Below are 17,082 nucleotides of genomic sequence, written 5' to 3'. Positions count from 1 at the left end.
GACGCGCCTCCCTAGTCGAGGATATCGCCGCGCGACAGGTACTTGCCGGCCGCCACGGTGCCGACGAAACCCATCGCCGCGATCAGCAGCGCCGCTTCGAAAAACAGTTCCGAGGCCTGCCGGATGCCGAGCAGCACGATCAGCGCCAGGGCGTTGATGTACAGGGTGTCCAGCGCCAGGATGCGATCCGCCGGACTCGGCCCGCGGATCAGGCGCACCAGGTTGAGGATCATGGCCAGGCCGATGACCGCCAGGCAGAAGGGAATCACGTGGGCGAGCATTGGAAGATCTCCAGCAGGGGCGTCTCGTAGCGGCGTTTCACCTCGGCGACCAGTCGCGCGGGGTCCGGCGCATCCAGGGCATGCAGCAGCAGGGTCCGGCGTTCGACGTCGAGATCGGCGGATACCGTGCCCGGCGTCAGGGAGATGATGTTGGTCAGCAGCGCCAGGACGAACTCGTCCTCGATGGCCATCGGCACCTCGACGAAGGCCGGGTTCAGGCGTGCCTCGGGCCCCAGTACCAGCCTCGCCACATGCAGGTTGGCGACGAGGATGTCGGCGAACACCTGGAGCACGAACAGGCCCAGCCGGAACGGCCGGCGCACCCGTGGCATCGCGATCAGGAAGTCGCGGCAAAGCAGCGGGATCGCCCAGCCGAGCAACAGCCCGAGCAGAAGATGGCCGAAGCCGAAGGTATTCGCCAGCATCAGCCAGATGACGGTCAGCAGCAGGGTCAGGGTCGGATGCGCCAGCCAACGGAACCCGCTCATGCGCCGCCTCCCGCGCCGATCCGCAGATAGGCGGCCGGGTCCAGCAATTGTCGGGCGGTTTCCCGCACATAGGCCTGCACCGGCGCTGCCGCCATCGTCAGTAGCAGGCTGCCCGATAGCAGGCCGGCACAGGCCAGCAGCCTCACACCGTCGGCCGGCTCGCCTGACGGAGCGCCGGAACCGCGCCAGAACAGGGTGCTGCCGGAACGGCCGAGGGCGATCAGCAGGCCCAGCCCGCCGCACAGCACCACAGTCCAGATCGCCAGGGCCGCGATTCCGACCGGTACCGCGCGCAACAGCATCAGCTTGCCGAGGAAACCGGAAAGCGGCGGCAGGCCGGCCACCGAGATGGCTCCGAAGAAGAACAGCCCGCCCAGCAGGCCCGGCTGGTGCAGGTTCGGTCCGCGCTGCAGGGCGCCGCCCAGTTCGCCGCGCTGGCGAGCCACCAGGTCGGCGAGCAGGAACAGGCCGCCGGCGACCAGGGTGCTGTGCAGCAAGTAGTAGAGCGCCGCGGCATAGCCTTCCAGGCTACCCGGGGCGAGGCCGAGCAGCAGGGTGCCGACCGAGACGATCACCAGGTAGGCCAGTTGCACCTGCAGGTCGCGCGCCGCCAGGACACCGAACACCCCGGCGGCCAGGGTCGCGACGGCCAGCGTCCAGAGCCAGGGCTGCGCCAGGCCGGCGAGCGGTCCGGCCTGGGCGCCGAAGATCAACCCGAAGACCCGCAGGATGGCGTACAGGCCGACCTTGGTCATGATCGCGAAGAGCGCCGCCACCGGCGCCGTTGCCGCGGCATAGGCGCGCGGCAACCAGAAATGCAGCGGTAGTATCGCCCCCTTGAGGCCGAACACCACCAGCAGCAGGTAGCCGGCGGTGGCCAGCAGCGGCGCCTGGCCCGCATCGGCGCCAGCCACCCGGCGGGCCAGGTCGGCCATGTTCAGGGTCCCGGTCAGACCGTAGAGGATGCCGATGCCGATCAGGAAGAACGCCGAGCCGAGCAGGTTGGGCAGTACGTAATGCAGACCGGCGCGCACCCGGGCGGCACCGTTGCCGTGCAGCAGCAGCGCATAGGAGGCGATCAGCAGGATCTCGAAGAACACGAACAGGTTGAACAGATCCGCGGTCAGGAAGGCGCCGTTGATGCCGACCAGTTGGAACTGGAACAGGGCGTGGAAATTCGGCCCCCGCAGGTCGTCGCCGCGCACCGCATAGAGCAGCGCGAAACCGGCCAGCAGCGCGGTGACCAGCAGCATCAGCGCGCTGAGCCGGTCGAGCAGCAGGACGATGCCGAACGGCGCCGGCCAGTCGCCCAGCGCATAGATGCGCAACCGGCCATCCGAGGCCAGGAGCAGCGCCCAGACGGCGAGCGGCAACAGCGCCCAGGTGGCGGCCAGGGACAGACGGCGCTGGATGCCATGGCCCAGGCGATGGCCGAGCAGCAGCAGACTGCCGGCGAACAGCGGCAGGAGGATCGGCAGGATGGGAGCGTGCATCATCGCTCCGACCTCTTCCCGTCCACCTGATCGCTGCGCAACTCGCCCAGACCGCGCAGCGCCAGCACCACGACGAAAGCGGTCATGGCGAAGCCGATGACGATGGCGGTGAGCACCAGGGCTTGCGGCAGCGGATCGCCATGTCCGGCGCTCTTGCCGAGCACGGGCGCGACGCCGGTGCGCAGGCGGCCCATGGCGAAGAGGAACAGGTTCACCGCATAGGAAATCAGGGTCAGCCCCAGCACCACCGGGAAAATCCGTGCGCGCAGCAGCAGGTACACGCCGCTGGCGGTCAGCATCCCAAGGCTGATGGCGAACAGCGCCTCCATATCAGGACACCTCCCCCCTCGGTGCATCCCGGCCGACATGACCGATGCCGCACAGGATCGACAGGGCCGCGCCGACCACTACCAGATATACCCCCAGATCGAAGAGCATCGCCGTGGCCAGCTCGAAGTCGCCGATCAGCGGCAGGCTGAAATGGCCGAACGCCGAGGTCAGGAAGGGCCGCCCGAAGGCCCAGCTACCCAGCCCGGTGAGCGCGGCGAGCAGCAGCCCGGCAGCGGCCATGGCGTGGAAACTGAAACGCAGGCGAGCCCCGGCCCAGGACAGGCCGAGGGCGATGCACTGCAGGATCAGGGCCACCGCGGTGACCAATCCGGCGATGAAGCCGCCGCCCGGCAGGTTGTGTCCGCGCAGGAAGAGGAATGCCGAGAGCAGCATGGCCATCGGCAACAGCGCGCGCGCCAGTTGCCGGAGGATCAGCGGGTGATGGTCGGCGGACCGGGGCCGCTCCCGGTCGACTGGCGGATGCGGCAGGTGCAGGCCGTGCAGCAGGGCGGAGACACCTACCGCGGCGATGGCCAGCACACTGATCTCGCCCAGGGTATCGAAGCCGCGGAAGTCCACCAGGATCACGTTGACCACGTTGGCACCACCGCCGCCAGTCAGGCTGTTTTCCAGGAAGAAGGCGGCGATGCTTTCGTAGGGGCGGGTCAGCACCGCATAGACGAGCAGCGCCACCAGTATGCCGCTGGCGGCCGCCAGCAGAAGGTCGCGCAGCAGCCGCAGGCTGTCCGACTCGGGCGGCGAGCGTTCGGGCAGGAAGAACAGCGCGAGCAGCAGCAGGACGATGGTCACCATCTCCACCGCCAGTTGGGTCAGTGCCAGATCGGGGGCCGAGAAGCGGGCGAAGACCAGGGCCACCAGCAGCCCGCTACCACTGATGACCAGCAGGGCGGCCAGATGATTGCGGTGGAACGCCGCGCCGAACAGGCCGGTCAGGGCCAGCGCGCCCAGCACCAGCGTACCGATGCCATCGACCGGGCCCAGCGCTACCGGACCGTCGACCTCGGCCAGCGGCGCCAGGGCGAACACCGCCAGTACCAGTACGCTACCCAGCAGCAGGGCGAGATAGCGCTGCAGCGAGCCGTTCTCCAGCACGCCGGTGAGTCCGCGGGAGAAGTCCACCAGCACGCCGATGCCGCCACGAAACAGCGCCTGCGCATCCAGATCCGGAAGGCCTTCGTACCAGCGCAACAGTGGCTGGCGCAGGACATGCACCAGCACACCGCCGGATAAAGCGACGGCACTCATCGCCAGCGGCAGGTTGAAACCGTGCCAGATCGCCAGGCTGTAGGCCGGCAGCTCCCCGCCGAGGCTGGCCGAAGCCGCCACGGCCAGCAGCGGCCCCACGCTCCAGTCCGGCAGGATACCCACCAGCAGGCAGAGGAACACCAGCACCTCGACCGGAATCCGCATGTAGTGCGGCGGCTCGTGGGGATCGGGCCTGGGCAGGTCGCCGGGTTCGCCGTTGAAGAACACCCCATGGATGAAGCGCAGCGAATAAGCCACCGAGAACACTCCGGCGATGGTCGCGGCCACCGGCAGCAGCCAGTGGAAGCTGCCCAGCAGATTCTGCTGCAGTATCTCGCTGAAGAACATCTCCTTGCTCAGGAAACCGTTGAGCAGGGGCACGCCGGCCATCGCCGCGCTGGCCACCATGGCCAGCGTGGCGGTGTGCGGCATGTATTTCCACATGCCGTTGATGCGCCGCATGTCGCGGCTGCCGGTCTCGTGGTCGATGATGCCGGCCGCCATGAACAGCGAGGCCTTGAAAGTCGCGTGGTTGATGACATGGAACAGCGCCGCCACGTTCGCCAGATCCGAATCCAGGCCGAACAGCAGGGTGATCAGGCCCAGGTGGCTGATGGTCGAATAGGCCAGCAGGCCCTTGAGGTCGTGCTGGAACAGGGCCGTCAGCGCGCCCAGCAGCAGGGTCGCCAGGCCGCTCAGGCTGACCGGGTAGAACCACCAGTCGCTGCCGGACAGGGCCGGATACAGGCGGGCCAGGAGGAAGACCCCGGCCTTGACCATGGTCGCCGAGTGCAGGTAGGCGGACACCGGGGTCGGCGCCGCCATCGCCTGCGCTAGCCAGAAGTGCAAGGGGAACTGTGCCGACTTGCTGAACACACCGAGCAGCACCAGCATCAGCGCCGCCGGATAGAGAGCGTGGGCACGGATCGCCTCGCCGGCGACGAGCACCTCGCTCAGCTCGAAGCTGCCGACGATGTGGCCGATCAGCAACACCCCGGCGAGCAGCGCCAGCCCCCCGCCGCCGGTCACCACCAGGGCCATGCGCGCCCCGCGGCGGGCATCCGAGCGGTGATGCCAGAAGCCGATCAGCAGGAACGAGGCGAGGCTGGTCAGTTCCCAGAACATCAGCATTAGCAGCAGGTTTTCCGACAGCACCAGTCCCAGCATGGCGCCCATGAACAGCAACAGGAAGGCGAAGAAGCGTCCCATCGGCTCGTGGTCGGCCAGGTAGTAGCGGGCGTAGAGGATGACCAGAATGCCGATGCCGAGAATCAGCAGGGCGAAGAGAAAGCCCAGGCCATCCAGACGCAGGCTGAGACTCAGACCCAGTTCGGGCAGCCAGGGGCTGCCGCTCTTGAGCGTGGCTCCGGCGAACACCGGCGGCCCCAGGAAAAACAGCAGGATCAAGCCCAGCAAAGGAGCCAGCGCAGCGGCTGCCGCGCACGGTGACCGCCCATGGCGAGCGGCCAGCAGCGGCAGGCAGATACCGAGAAAGGGCAAGGCAACGAGCAACGCGAGCATCATCGGCATGTCCTGTTCATGATTCCGGCATGCGGCCCGGCGCTCCGGCAGCGGGCTTCCCCGCCGCGGACATGGGCTGGATCACGAGGGGCCTGTCCTTGCCTCCATCCATCGACCGGCGCTCTCACCGGCAGGAAGGGGGTCTTCGGATATCCACCCAGGCATGCCTCAAGCCTAGCTGGCGGTCGGCATCCCGGCGCAGGAAGGGAGCTCTCCGGCGGACCGGACAGGAACCGCGGGCGAGAAACCGTGCGCCGGCCTGGAGGAAGGGAGAACGGCCATGCGACGGAGGACGATCAGTGGGCGACGCGGCTGGTGCCGTTGACGGTCAGGATGCGCACCCGCTCGCCGACCCGGAACACCTCGTTCGGCTGCACTTCCTGCACATAGGCACGCATGCTGCCGTCGTCCTCGCGTACGGTGACCTCGACACCCTGGGTACGGGTGATCCCCTCTTCCGCCGCGGCGCCGAGCATGCCGCCGGCCACGGCACCGATCACCGCCGCCACGGCGCTGCCACGGCCCTCGCCCACGCCGCTGCCGGCCACGCCGCCGACGATGCTGCCGGCGCCGGCGCCGATGGGTGTCTTGGTGCCCTCGATGCGCACCGGGCGCAAGGTCACTATGGTGCCCATGCGCACGGTCTGGACGGTACGCGCCTCCCCGCGCGAATAGACATCGCCGGTCAGGCTGGAGACGCAACCACCGAGCACCAGCGTCACGGCAGCGAAAGAGGCGATAAACAGAACGGGCTTGCGCATTGCGTTTACTCCGGATGAGTCATGCCAATTATTAAAAGCCCGTCACCTCCCCTTGTCACGGCGCATTCGTGCCGCGCCGAACCGGATAGCCGACGCTGCGCTCCCCACTTTCCGGCCTTGGGCGGATCGGCTAGGGTGACGGCCGGGAGGACTGTCATGGACTACTTCATCGTTTTCGTCACCACCGTGACCGGGCTGTATTTTCACTGGTGGCTGTATGTGCGCATCAAGCGCTGGATGGATCGCGATCTGGCCCTGTCCCTCGCCGGTCAGGACCAGGCCAGGCGCGACTACATGCTGGAACGCCTCGACGAAGCCCGGAGGCAGGGCGTCAAGCGCCGCGATCTGCCGCGCTGGCTGGAGCGCACGGCGGCCGACTATCCCGCCTCCTGAACAGCGGCCAGGGCCCCATCCGCGCGGAAGGCGCTCCCGGACGAGGCCCCGTCGGGTCGGTCTAGGGCGCCAGGCGCTCGCGCACCCAGCCACCCTTCTCCAGACGGTAGTTGAGCCGGTCGTGCAGGCGGCTGGCGCGCCCCTGCCAGAACTCGATGCGATCGGGCAGCAGGCGGTAACCGCCCCAGTGTCCGGGACAATGCGGCGCCTGATCGAGAAAGCGCTTCTCGGTCAACGCCAGCAGTTCTTCCAGCTCGGTGCGGTCGCGGATCACCCGACTCTGTGGCGAAGCCCAGGCGCCGAGGCGACTACCCAGGGGACGCACCTGGAAGTAAGCGTCGGACTCCTGCGACGAAACCTTTTCGACTTCTCCCTCGATGCGCACCTGACGTTCCAGGGTGGGCCAGAAGAAGGTCATGGCGGCGAAGGGTCGCGCTCTAAGCTGCTGCCCTTTGGCGCTCTCGTAGTTGCTGAAGAAGGTGAAGCCCCGCTCGTCCACGCCCTTCAGCAGCAGCACCCGGCAATGGGGCCGACCGTTGCCGTCCACGGTGGCCAGACTCATGGCGTTGGGCTCGACAGGCAACTGCTCGGTCTTCATCGCCTCGGCGAACCACTGATGGAACAAAGAAAAGGGTTCGAGCGGGGCTTCGGCCTCGCAAAGGCCGGAGCGGCTATAGTCACGGCGCATGTCGGCCAGTGTCTGGGGCATGGGGGGTTCCTTCGAATGAATAGCAGTCAGCCAAAGTCTAACTAGACAACTATCGCTTCGCTTGATCTGAAGCAACCACCCGAATTCCTGGCGCGCCGTACTGGGCCAGCACGGCAGGCAGGCTGCTCCGGGTGGTCAGGTACATCTCCACCCGGCGATTGAGAGAGCGCCCGTCCTTGTTGGCATTGCTGGAGCGCGGAACATCGGAACCCATCCCCTTGTACATCAGGCGGTCATGGTGCAGGCCGCTCATGCGGAAGATCGCCGCCATGGACTGCGCCCGCTCCTGGCTCAGCCTGTTGGTCAGCTCGGCCGAACCGCTGCTGTCTCCATGCCCCAGCAGCAGCACGGCCACTTCGCGATCCTGCGCCGCCAGCTTGGCCACCCGGCTGAGCGGGCCCAGGGTCGCCACCAGCAGCATGCTCGGCCGATCCGGGTTGAACGAGCTGTCCACCGGGGCCGTCACGACCAGCAGATCGCCACGACGCTCCACCTCGAACTGACTCCCCTTGACGGCCTCGCGTACGCTCGCCTCGTGATCCGCGACCCAGGCCCGACTCTCCCTGGATTCGAAATTGGCTACCGACGAGCCGGACCTGCCGGCCTGAGCGCCGACACGTTCCTGTTTGCCGGTGGTGCTGCAGGCGGTGATGGCCATGCAGAGAATCAGGGTGCTGCTATTAATGAGAAGTTTCATCGACAGATCCCGTTGCAAGGAAAGTTCTATGGGAGATGAGGTGTCACGGGCAGCATGACGGTAACAGGCCTCGAGGTCGAGTTTTGAGTCTGGCCGCAACCTCGGCGCAAGCAAGGCATTGCCTTGGCAGACAGACGAGTGGCTTCAACCCAGGCATTCTCCCGCCAGGCGAGCCAGCTTCTGCGCCCGTGGGTCCATCAGAATGTAGGGGCCCAGACTGTTGGTGACGAAGCCGAAGGCCAGTTCGCGCTCGGGATCGGCGAAACCGCAGGAGCCGCCGGCGCCGGGATGGCCGAAGGCCCTGGGGCCGAGCGCGAAGGTGGCATTGGCCAGCGCGGGCTGATCGAGCATGCAGCCGAGACCGAAGCGGGTCGGGGTGAGCAGGGTGCGGTCCTCGCCACAGCTGTGCTCGCGCGTCATTTCGTCGAGCAGTTCGTCCGGCAGCAGACGCCCGTCGAGCAGCCCGGCATAGAAGCCCGCCAGGGAGCGCGCATTGCCATGGCCGTTCGCCGCAGGCTGGTGCATGCGCCGCCACTCGGGCTTGTTGCTGCTGTTCAGGATCGACGGCGGATTGGTGAAGGCGCGGCTGCTGAGAGTCTCCGGCTCGCTCATCGTGACCCTGACCAGGCGCTGGGCGGCGGCATCGCCCGGATTGCCCTTGTTCCGCGAGATATGCGCGACCCGGTGGAATTCGGCGTCGTCCAGCCCGACATGGAAATCCAGGCCGAGCGGCCGGGCGACGCGTGCCGCGATCGAGTGGCCGGGCTCGCGACCGTCGGCGCGTCGCAGCAGTTCGCCGATCAGCCAGCCGAAGGTGATCGGCGCATAGCCATGCCCTCCGTCGCGGGGGCTCCACCAGGGCGCCTCGGCGGCCAGCGCCTCGGTCATGACTCGCCAGTCGTAGAGCATTTCCGCCGCCAGCGGCGCGCGGATCGCCGGCAAGCCCGCCTGATGGCAGAGCAGTTGGCGCAGGGTGATCCGTTCCTTGCCGGCGGCGGCGAACTCCGGCCACAGCCGGGCCACCGGGGCGTCGAGATCCAGCTTGCCCTCCTCCACCAGTTGCAGGGCGGCAACCGTGGCGAAGGGTTTGGTGCAGGAAAACAGGTTGGCGATGGTATCGCTCTGCCAGGCCTCGCCGTCTTCGCGGCCGGCGAGCCCGGCCCAGAGGTCCACCACGGTTTCTCCGCCGACCTGGACGCAGAGTGCCGCGCCGCGGGTCTGCCCGTCCTCGAACAGGGCGGCGAACGCGTCCTTCAGCGCCTCGAACTTGAGGTCGAAATAGCCTTGAACCTGCACCTTCGTTTCTCCTGGCAGTACAACCGTTCGCCATTCTCCCAGCCGCGGCGGGGGTTTGTGAACTCCCGCACGGGGCCGCCTTCACTGTGTCCTGGCTGGTGCCGCGGCGGGAGCGCCGCCCTCCGTCTTCAGCTGTCCGGCAGCGGGCGTGGCAACCGGCTCGAAGGCCTTGCCCACTTTCAGGTTGGCCTTGCGCAACGCCTCGACGAAACCGGCGAATGGTCGATCGGTGACGCCGACCAGACCGATATGGCCGTTCTCGCCATCGAGCAGGCGCCCGGTCGCCGGCTGGTCGAGATACTGGAACCAGTGCATGCCAACGATGAAGGGCTCGGCCAGAGCTCGCTCCAGGAAGTGGGCATAGGCCGGGCCGCGCTCTTCTTCCTTGTACACCTCGGCCACGCCACCCCAGAACGGGCCGCGATCCCGCGAACCGAAATGGAACTCGCTGACCAGCATCGGCTTGTCCAGCTTGCGCAAGGCCTCGAAGTCATAACCGTGCTGGGGCTCGCGGGTGTAGAAGTTGAAGCTCAGCACGTCGCAGTACTTGGCGCAGGCCTCGACCGCTTCGGGAGTGCTAATGGCGAAGCGGCCACCGAGCAGCAGATGGTCGGGCGCATGCCACTTCAGCGACTCGGCGATGGTCTTGAAGTAAGTGTCGGCGAAGAGCTGCTGGAAGCGTTGCAGATCCTCCTCGATGGCCGGATGCTCCGGGCTCGGCAGGGGCGCCTCGAACCCCGGATCCTCCATCAGCTCCCAGGCGGGCAGTTCGATGCCCCAGGCGGCGGAGAGCCCCTGCTGGTTGCGATAACGGTCGCGCAACAACTTGAGGAAGGCGCGCTTGGCAGGCATGTCGGTGGTCTGCCGCAGGGTGCCGTAGGCCAGGGCATAGCGGGCCTTCGGATCCGTCCCCGGCGCGGCCCAACTGAGCTCGTTGTCGGCGAAGTAGCCGATCACCCAGGGGTCGTTCCGGTGATCGCGGGTAGCGATGGCGATGGCTCGCTCGACAGCCATGGCGAAGCGCGGGTCGAAGGGATCGGGCATGCCGCCCCACCAGTCGTGGCCGGTGGAGATGGTGGCGTAGTCGCCACGGATCAGCAGCGGAATCGTGTAGGGTATCCGGTGCATCGCTCCCAGGGAGAGATCGCTCCAGTTGCCGAGGGTATTGAAACCCCAGGCCTGCAGGCGGTCCAAGGTGTGCCCGCGCCAGCGCAGGGCGTCGAAGAACTGCACGACGCACGGCGGCGCGGCGGTCGGCTGCTTGGCGGGAGCCGGTTGTCCGGGGGCCGGCGTGCCGCCCTCCGGAGCGACCTGAACGTTGTCCGGTTCCTCTTCCATGGGAGCTGCCGGCAACACGCGCTCCGGCTCGGCGGCCTGCTCCACGGGCGGTTTGCAACTCTGTCCGTAGGTCCGATAGAGATTCGCCCGATAGAAATCGTACCAGCGCCCATGGGCGAACTGTCGCCCGTCGTTGGCGCCGGTGGCCTGGCGGCTGTCCCCGGCCCCATAGAAGGCGCCCAGCGGCTCCTCCTTGCCGGGCAGGGCGAGGAACATCTCCTCGCGCCCTTCGACGTAGGTCCGGCTGTTGCCGGAAGAGACCGTGTTCACGCCGAGAGAAAAGAACGGATGGCCGTCCGGCGTCACCAGGTACCAGCGGCCCTCGTGCCTGGCCACCCGGAAGAAGCCCGTGGCCTCCAGTTGCGGTCCTTTCAGCCAGCCGCCGAAGCGGTCCAGCTCCGGCCGCCCGACCAGCCAGCGATCGAGCTGCGCCCGCTCCTGCTCGGCCGCCGTCTTCAGTTGCTTGTCGCTGTTCACCTTCTCCGGCCAGTCGCCGCGGCTGTACTGCCCATAGGCATCGACGATCCCCCGGTAGGCCGCCGGCTCGAGATCCTCGCGCACGCCGAAGCGGCCGAGCAGAATGCTCTGCTGCACGTCCGGTCTCTCCAGGGAGAGGCTCACCGCCTGCACCTGACGCGGATCGATCTCGCCTTCCAGGGTGGTCGCCACCAGCAGGCGCTGGTTTTCATGGGTCCAGGGCATCGGCGGCGCGGCGCGCATGCCATGCGCCCTGGGCGAGCTGACGCGCAGCGGCAGTACCAGGGTCTGCGCCGGACCGGCCGGCAGGGCGACCTGACTCCTGAGAACCTTGCCGTCGGCGCTCTCGATGCTCACCTGCAGGGTCAACGCCCAGTCCATGGCATTCTGGATGCGCAGGCTGACCGCGCCGGCGGAAGACCAGTCCCAGTTGCCCTGCTGCGGCGTCAGACGCAGGCTGGGCCGCTCCTGCGGATTGAAGGTGACTCTTCGGAGCACATCTCCTCCCGCCGTGGTCTCCGCGGTCAGTTCCGGCAGGAAGGCGCCTTCGCCCTTGACCTGCACCACATCGGTGGGGCGCACGAAGTTGAACAGCGTCTGCTCGTCGGCCGCCCGTGCCGACAGGGGCACCAGGCAGCAGGCGAACAGCAGGGGAACCAGGGGACGGATCATCGAGCTTGCTCTCCAGCGGGACGGAGGTGGACAACAGAGTCGGCATGATGCCAGTCACTTTGGCTATGGTGAAGCAAGGCATTGACCGGACAGTCTATTTTCTCGCCATCCGGCTGGCGCGGATGTGAGCGGTATACGGCAGGAATTGGCCCGGACGGCTCGACGGAAACCCGCCCGGCCCCGCGGCAAGCCCCGACCACGGCGGCGTCAGCCGATCTCCCGGCGGAACGGCGGCAACGCCTCGAGGATCGCCTTGCCGTAACGCTGGGTCACCACCCGGCGATCCAGCAGGGTGATGATGCCGCGGTCTTGCTCGGTGCGCAGCAGGCGACCGCAGGCCTGGACCAGACGCAACGAGGCATCGGGCACGGCGATCTCCATGAAGGGATTGCCGCCGCGGGCCTCGATCCATTCGGCCAGCGCCGCCTCCACCGGGTCGTCGGGCACGGCGAAGGGGATCTTGGCGATGACCACGTGCTCGCAGTAGGCGCCGGGCAGATCGATGCCCTCGGCGAAACTGGCCAGACCGAACAGCACGCTGGACTCGCCCTCGTCGACCCGCGCCCTGTGCCGGCTCAGGGTCTCCTGCTTGGACAGGTTGCCCTGGATCAGCACACGTTTGCGCCAGTCGCGCTCGAGGCCATCGAAGACGTCCTGCATCTGCCGGCGCGAGGAAAACAGCACCAGAACTCCGCGCGCGCCCTCCACCAGACGCGGCAGTTCGCGGACGATGGCGGCGGTGTGCGCGGTGGCATCGCGCGGATCGGCCTTGAGGTCCGGCACCCGTAGAAGGCCCGCCTCGGCATGGGCGAAGGGACTGGGCACCACCGCGGTGACGGCGCTCTTCGGCAGCCCGGCGCGCATGCGGAAGCGATCGAAGCTGTTCAGCGCGGTCAGGGTGGCGGAGGTCAACAGCGCGCCATGGGCGATGCTCCACAGGTGGCGGCGCAGGGTCTCGGCGGCGAGGATCGGACTGGCGTCGACCTCGATGTCGTGCAGGGCGCCGCTCTCGGCCAGGGTCAGCCAGCGCGCCATCGGCGGGCTGTCCTCGGGGTCTTCCGCGGTGAAGGCGGTCCACAGTTGCCAGTTGCCCTCGGCCCGCGCCAGCAGGCTGCCGAACAGCGGATACCACTCCTCCGCCTGGTGGCTGGCCAGGCCCATGCCGGGCTCGCCGTCCATGGCCTCCTTGAGCAGTTCGGTGAGCTGGGTGAAAAGCTCCACCAGCCTGGAAAATCCTTTCTTCAGTTCGAGGCCCAGCTCGCGCAGATGTTCTGGCACCACGCCGCCGACGAAGCGGTGGCGCGGCCTCTCGCGGCCGTCCAGGTCCTCACCGGCACGGAAGTCGGCCAACTGTTCGCAGGCGGCGAACATGAATTGCTGCTGGGTGCGCAACTCACGGGCCAGTTCCGGCACGCCCTCGATCAGCCGCCCCAGTTCGCCGGGCAATGGATGCTGGGCGAGCAGCCGGGTCAGGTTCTTTTCCACCTGTCCCAGCCAGTCGGCGGTCGAGCGCAGGCGGGTGAAATGGGCGAAGTGGCCGATGGCCTTGTCCGGCAGGTGGTGCCCTTCGTCGAACACGTAGAGGGTGTCGCGCGGGTCGGGCAATACGGCGCCGCCGCCCAGGGCGAGATCGGCGAGCACCATATCGTGGTTGGTGACGATCACGTCGACCTTGGTCATCCCCTCGCGTGCCTTGTAGAAGGCGCACTGCTGGAAATTCGGACAGTGCCGGCCGGTGCACTGGCTGTGATCGGTGGTCAACCGCGACCAGGTATCGTCCTCGATGGCCTGCGGCCAGGCATCGCGGTCACCGTCCCAGCGGTTGCCGGCGAGCTTCTCGATCATCTGGGCGAACAGCTTCTGGCTGGCCTCGTCGACATCGATGCGAAAGCCCTCCTCCTCGAACAACTGGGCGGTGGCGCCCTGCGCCTGGCCCTCCTGCAACAGCAGGTCGAGCCTCGACAGACACAGGTAGCGGCCGCGCCCCTTGGCCAGGGCGAAACTGAAGCTCAGGCCGCTGTTGCGCATCAGGTCGGGCAGGTCCTTGTTGACGATCTGCTCCTGCAGGGCGACGGTCGCGGTGGCGATCACCAGGCGCTTGCCGGCCGCCTTGGCCGCGGGAATCGCCGCCAGGCTGTAGGCCACCGTCTTGCCGGTGCCGGTGCCGGCCTCCACCGCGACCACCGCCGGCTCGCCCTGGCGTCGCCCCTCGTCGTCGGTGGCGATGGCCCCCAGGACTCTGGCCACCTCGGCGATCATCAAACGCTGGCCGTAGCGCGGCTTGAGCCCCTTGGCTTCGAGAAAGCGGGAGTAGGCACCCTGGATCTGAGATTTGAGTTCGGCGCTGAGCATTCCGTTTCCCGAATCGAAACTGGACAAATTTTCAGTATGCAAAATGGGCGGCTATGATAGCGCGCGTTGCGCGGACCACCACCGGAGATTGCCGAATGACGCTCTATTCCCTCACCTACACCCTGCACGTGCTGCCTGCCCTGATCTGGGTCGGCGGCATGTTCTTCGCCTGGATGATCCTGCGCCCCGCCACGGTCAGCGAACTGGATACGCCGGCTCGGCTGAAGCTCTGGCCGGAAGTGTTCCGGCGCTTTTTCCAGTGGGTCTGGGCAGCGGTGGTAATGCTGCCTGTCACCGGGATCGGCCTGCTGCACCTGCGCTTTCCCAGCCTGGAGACGGCGCCGGCGTATGTGCACGTCATGATGGGCCTGTACCTGGTGATGCTCGCCCTGTTCCTGCGCGTGCGCCTGCTACAACTGCCGCAATTGCGCCGGGCCGTGGAACTGCGCGACTGGCCGGCCGGCGGCGCAGCGCTGGGGCGGATCCGCCGGCTGGTGGGATTCAATCTGGTGCTCGGCCTGTCGCTGGTCGCCATCGCCGCCGCCCGGCCTATCTTCTGAAACCTTCGGCCGCCAGAGTCACCTGCGGCTATCCTTCGCTGGAACGTACAGGTGGAGGATGCCGAACAGCAGTATCTGCAGGCGAGTCCTCCAGCGTGGCGGATCGGTCTTGGCGGTACGCTCGAACAGCACCAGCGCGAGCAGGTGAGCGAACAGGAGCAGCCCGCCGCAGACCGGTAGCAAGAGATCGAAGGGCTTGTTCAAAGGCTGCAGGAAAGCTCCGGCAAGCGCCAGCCACAGCAGCAGAATCAGCACCTTCCCCAGGGTCACCAACAGTTTCATCGCGCTCCCGTCATACGATATCCAGGCGGAAGATCCGTCGGGCGTCGTCGCCGGCACGGAACCCCATCGCCTTACTCTTGAATCTCAGCCGCATTCCCGATCGAGGACCTTCGATGACCGACAGCTTTTCCTCCCGCACGCCGCAGCAGGCCCTCGCCGCCCTGCTCGAGCGCTACACCCCGAGCCGGCTGCTGCTGGTCGGCGCCAGCGACCTGCCCGCTCTCGAAGCCTTTCGCGGCACGCACCCCGAAGCCCGGGTGACGCACTGTGCCGCCGGTCCGCTGCCCCCGGAAGCCGCCGCCCAGCGCTACGAACTGGCCGTGCTGGTCGACTGCCTGGAGCACCTGCCCCGACGCACCGGCCTGGAATTGCTCGGCGGCATTCGCAACCTGAACGCCAGCCGCCTCGCGGTCCTGGTCGATCTGGCGGCCTGCGGTTGGCAGGATACCGACTTCTTCGCCCTGGCGCTGCGGGCCAGCGAGCGTTTCCGACGCGACGAACAGGTCCTCACGCTGTTCACCTACGATCTTTACGACTACAAGCAGATCCCCGACTGGCTGAACGCCAAGTTCTGGGCCAACCCCGAGAATTTCGGCAAGTACTGGTGGTGAACGGATGAACGCCAATGACCTGCCGGCACAGAACCGGAACTGCCCCTGCGGCAGTGGCGACCGGCTCGATGAATGCTGCGGCCGCCACCTGGCCGGCATCCCCGCGCCCAGCGCCGAACGCCTGATGCGTTCGCGCTACAGCGCCTACGTTCTGGGCGATGTCGACTATCTGCTGCAAACCACCTTGGCGGCCCAGCGGGCAGGCCTGGACCGCGCAGCCATGCAGGCCTGGAGCCTGCAGAGCACCTGGCTCGGACTGACCGTGGAGAAAACCGAGCAGTCCGCCAGCCGACCGGCGCACGCCTTCGTCACATTCAGTGCACGCTGGCGCGACGCTTCGGGCGAGCATATCCATCGTGAGCGCTCGGCCTTCGTGCGACATGGCGACCACTGGTATTTCATCGATCCGACCGTCCCGCTGCATGCGGGACGCAACGATCCCTGCCCGTGCGGCAGCGGCTCGAAATTCAAGAAATGCTGCCACGGCGCGACCACCCGCTGAGGGCGCTCGTCCGCGCAGGAGCGCTTTCGAAACGGGCATGCGCCCAGACGATACGCATCGATGCCATCCCTGTCCGTTCCAGCGATACCGCCTTGAGGTTGGCTCGCGCGGCAGACAATTCGTGGCGCATCCGCGCTTCTCGGCGCGATCCATCATGGAGAAAACGCACGAACGATCCTGGGAGGCGAATGCAGGAACGGGGATATGGGCACTCCAAGGTATCCGGGCAGCGGAGCATCCAAGGCAAACCGAGAAATGAAAGAAATCGTTGAGCCCGGTCGAACCTGCAAGCGAGATACCGATATATCAAGCGCGCAGCCGAACGATGTGAATCGAAAGCCAGGCTGGCGAACCTCCGCTGTTTATTAGTTTTGAACCAGGCCAGCTCCTGTCAGCCAGCGGTCGGAGGCCCGGACTTCCTCGTCTTGTCGGTCGGAAAGAGGGACAGCAGTTCGCGGGATGGCCCGACCTCCCTGGCGATGCGTACGGGATCGACCAGCAAGGCGGCCATGAGCCGGCCCAGGTAGATATTGCTTCCGCTCTGATCGAGTGCGTTGATTACATCATGACAGACCCTGAGCCCCTCCTTGATCCTACCCTGACTCGCCAGCAGACATCCAAGAGCGAACAGATTGCGCAAGACAACTCCCAGATTCGGGCTGTAGTTCTGGTCGATCATCTGAGATAGCTCGGTGGCGTCTATTTTCTTATTAGACACGTGACGCTCCTGCCTGGAATAAATCGCGGAGTTCCCCGAGAGGAACCGGATTCTAAAGGTTGAGTAAAGACGAAGGGAACTGATGCGGCCTTTGTCGAGGATAAATTTTCCTGCCGGAGTCTCCGGCGGTCATCGTCGCATGAATATCCGCTTATTAAGCCATCGCTCACAGCAGATCAGGAACTTTTCCATTTCATCCAAGGCAGCCACTTCAGCGGATTGATCGCACCGATATCGAAGGATCGATGAAGGCTGCCAGATAAGGCTCTTGGGAACAGTCGCAGGATTACGACTCCATCAGGATGCTGCTGCATGGAAGCACGGCAAGAACATGA

General features: G+C 66.7%; 17 protein-coding genes. 4 read left to right on the top strand and 13 right to left on the bottom strand.

The window, feature by feature from the left end:
• Nucleotides 1–11 precede the first annotated feature (11 nt).
• The 6 genes from AVCA_RS08940 to AVCA_RS08915 form a co-directional block, all read right to left on the bottom strand.
• Entirely contained in the window at nt 12–281 is a 270-nt protein-coding gene (locus tag AVCA_RS08940; RefSeq protein WP_012700575.1) for a K+/H+ antiporter subunit F, read from the bottom strand.
• A complete protein-coding gene (locus AVCA_RS08935) occupies nt 266–769 on the bottom strand; it encodes a Na+/H+ antiporter subunit E (protein WP_012700574.1) in 504 nt (167 codons plus the stop codon). The genes AVCA_RS08940 and AVCA_RS08935 overlap by 16 nt, the downstream gene beginning before the upstream one ends.
• Nucleotides 766–2,265: a monovalent cation/H+ antiporter subunit D gene (locus AVCA_RS08930; protein ID WP_012700573.1), complete on the bottom strand. Its 1,500-nt coding sequence runs from the start codon at nt 2,263–2,265 to the stop codon at nt 766–768. The genes AVCA_RS08935 and AVCA_RS08930 overlap by 4 nt, the downstream gene beginning before the upstream one ends.
• Nucleotides 2,262–2,591, bottom strand: a complete 330-nt coding sequence (locus AVCA_RS08925) for a Na+/H+ antiporter subunit C (RefSeq protein WP_012700572.1) — start codon at nt 2,589–2,591, stop codon at nt 2,262–2,264. The genes AVCA_RS08930 and AVCA_RS08925 overlap by 4 nt, the downstream gene beginning before the upstream one ends.
• 1 nt (nt 2,592) lies before the next feature.
• Nucleotides 2,593–5,382 (bottom strand): monovalent cation/H+ antiporter subunit A, encoded by a 2,790-nt coding sequence (locus AVCA_RS08920; protein WP_041807532.1) that lies wholly within the window; start codon nt 5,380–5,382, stop codon nt 2,593–2,595.
• Between the two features lie 293 nt (nt 5,383–5,675).
• A complete protein-coding gene (locus tag AVCA_RS08915; protein WP_012700570.1) occupies nt 5,676–6,140 on the bottom strand; it encodes an outer membrane lipoprotein in 465 nt (154 codons plus the stop codon).
• Between the two features lie 156 nt (nt 6,141–6,296).
• On the opposite strand from AVCA_RS08915, the gene AVCA_RS08910 reads away from it, so the two are divergent.
• Nucleotides 6,297–6,533, top strand: coding sequence for a hypothetical protein (locus tag AVCA_RS08910; RefSeq protein WP_012700569.1), 237 nt, complete (start codon nt 6,297–6,299; stop codon nt 6,531–6,533).
• A gap of 61 nt (nt 6,534–6,594) precedes the next feature.
• Here the strand turns inward: AVCA_RS08910 and pdxH are convergent, their stop codons facing one another.
• From pdxH to dinG, 5 genes are all read right to left on the bottom strand, one after another.
• On the bottom strand, nt 6,595–7,242 hold the full coding sequence (pdxH, locus tag AVCA_RS08905) for a pyridoxamine 5'-phosphate oxidase (protein ID WP_012700568.1): 648 nt from the start codon (nt 7,240–7,242) through the stop codon (nt 6,595–6,597).
• Nucleotides 7,243–7,291: 49 nt separating this feature from the next.
• Nucleotides 7,292–7,939 (bottom strand): OmpA family protein, encoded by a 648-nt coding sequence (locus tag AVCA_RS08900; protein WP_012700567.1) that lies wholly within the window; start codon nt 7,937–7,939, stop codon nt 7,292–7,294.
• Between the two features lie 144 nt (nt 7,940–8,083).
• Complete coding sequence (locus AVCA_RS08895) at nt 8,084–9,235, bottom strand: EstA family serine hydrolase (RefSeq protein WP_012700566.1); 1,152 nt, start codon at nt 9,233–9,235, stop codon at nt 8,084–8,086.
• An 81-nt stretch (nt 9,236–9,316) separates the two neighbouring features.
• On the bottom strand, nt 9,317–11,722 hold the full coding sequence (locus AVCA_RS08890) for a beta-agarase (protein ID WP_012700565.1): 2,406 nt from the start codon (nt 11,720–11,722) through the stop codon (nt 9,317–9,319).
• Between the two features lie 207 nt (nt 11,723–11,929).
• Nucleotides 11,930–14,074 (bottom strand): ATP-dependent DNA helicase DinG, encoded by a 2,145-nt coding sequence (dinG, locus tag AVCA_RS08885; protein ID WP_012700564.1) that lies wholly within the window; start codon nt 14,072–14,074, stop codon nt 11,930–11,932.
• 95 nt (nt 14,075–14,169) lie between these two features.
• On the opposite strand from dinG, the gene AVCA_RS08880 reads away from it, so the two are divergent.
• Nucleotides 14,170–14,634 (top strand): CopD family protein, encoded by a 465-nt coding sequence (locus AVCA_RS08880; RefSeq protein ID WP_012700563.1) that lies wholly within the window; start codon nt 14,170–14,172, stop codon nt 14,632–14,634.
• Nucleotides 14,635–14,652: 18 nt separating this feature from the next.
• Here the strand turns inward: AVCA_RS08880 and AVCA_RS08875 are convergent, their stop codons facing one another.
• Nucleotides 14,653–14,916, bottom strand: a complete 264-nt coding sequence (locus AVCA_RS08875) for a DUF1145 domain-containing protein (RefSeq protein ID WP_012700562.1) — start codon at nt 14,914–14,916, stop codon at nt 14,653–14,655.
• 113 nt (nt 14,917–15,029) lie between these two features.
• Between AVCA_RS08875 and AVCA_RS08870 the strand changes: the two genes are divergently transcribed.
• A complete protein-coding gene (locus AVCA_RS08870; protein WP_012700561.1) occupies nt 15,030–15,527 on the top strand; it encodes a DUF6231 family protein in 498 nt (165 codons plus the stop codon).
• A 4-nt stretch (nt 15,528–15,531) separates the two neighbouring features.
• On the top strand, nt 15,532–16,029 hold the full coding sequence (locus AVCA_RS08865) for a YchJ family protein (protein WP_175555912.1): 498 nt from the start codon (nt 15,532–15,534) through the stop codon (nt 16,027–16,029).
• Between the two features lie 391 nt (nt 16,030–16,420).
• Here the strand turns inward: AVCA_RS08865 and AVCA_RS08860 are convergent, their stop codons facing one another.
• Complete coding sequence (locus tag AVCA_RS08860) at nt 16,421–16,747, bottom strand: hypothetical protein (protein ID WP_231876195.1); 327 nt, start codon at nt 16,745–16,747, stop codon at nt 16,421–16,423.
• Nucleotides 16,748–17,082 lie beyond the last annotated feature (335 nt).

The organism is Azotobacter vinelandii CA, from assembly GCF_000380335.1.
In the GTDB taxonomy this organism is placed as follows: domain Bacteria; phylum Pseudomonadota; class Gammaproteobacteria; order Pseudomonadales; family Pseudomonadaceae; genus Azotobacter; species Azotobacter vinelandii.
This window is presented reverse-complemented; position numbering and strand designations above follow the sequence as displayed.

Coding starts and splice junctions, on each gene's coding strand:
- AVCA_RS08940 (WP_012700575.1), bottom strand. CDS start 281: ATGCTCGCCCACGTGATTCCCTTCTGCCTGGCGGTCATCGGCCTGGCC.
- AVCA_RS08935 (WP_012700574.1), bottom strand. CDS start 769: ATGAGCGGGTTCCGTTGGCTGGCGCATCCGACCCTGACCCTGCTGCTG.
- AVCA_RS08930 (WP_012700573.1), bottom strand. CDS start 2,265: ATGATGCACGCTCCCATCCTGCCGATCCTCCTGCCGCTGTTCGCCGGC.
- AVCA_RS08925 (WP_012700572.1), bottom strand. CDS start 2,591: ATGGAGGCGCTGTTCGCCATCAGCCTTGGGATGCTGACCGCCAGCGGC.
- AVCA_RS08920 (WP_041807532.1), bottom strand. CDS start 5,382: ATGATGCTCGCGTTGCTCGTTGCCTTGCCCTTTCTCGGTATCTGCCTG.
- AVCA_RS08915 (WP_012700570.1), bottom strand. CDS start 6,140: ATGCGCAAGCCCGTTCTGTTTATCGCCTCTTTCGCTGCCGTGACGCTG.
- AVCA_RS08910 (WP_012700569.1), top strand. CDS start 6,297: ATGGACTACTTCATCGTTTTCGTCACCACCGTGACCGGGCTGTATTTT.
- pdxH (WP_012700568.1), bottom strand. CDS start 7,242: ATGCCCCAGACACTGGCCGACATGCGCCGTGACTATAGCCGCTCCGGC.
- AVCA_RS08900 (WP_012700567.1), bottom strand. CDS start 7,939: ATGAAACTTCTCATTAATAGCAGCACCCTGATTCTCTGCATGGCCATC.
- AVCA_RS08890 (WP_012700565.1), bottom strand. CDS start 11,722: ATGATCCGTCCCCTGGTTCCCCTGCTGTTCGCCTGCTGCCTGGTGCCC.
- dinG (WP_012700564.1), bottom strand. CDS start 14,074: ATGCTCAGCGCCGAACTCAAATCTCAGATCCAGGGTGCCTACTCCCGC.
- AVCA_RS08880 (WP_012700563.1), top strand. CDS start 14,170: ATGACGCTCTATTCCCTCACCTACACCCTGCACGTGCTGCCTGCCCTG.
- AVCA_RS08875 (WP_012700562.1), bottom strand. CDS start 14,916: ATGAAACTGTTGGTGACCCTGGGGAAGGTGCTGATTCTGCTGCTGTGG.
- AVCA_RS08870 (WP_012700561.1), top strand. CDS start 15,030: ATGACCGACAGCTTTTCCTCCCGCACGCCGCAGCAGGCCCTCGCCGCC.
- AVCA_RS08865 (WP_175555912.1), top strand. CDS start 15,532: ATGAACGCCAATGACCTGCCGGCACAGAACCGGAACTGCCCCTGCGGC.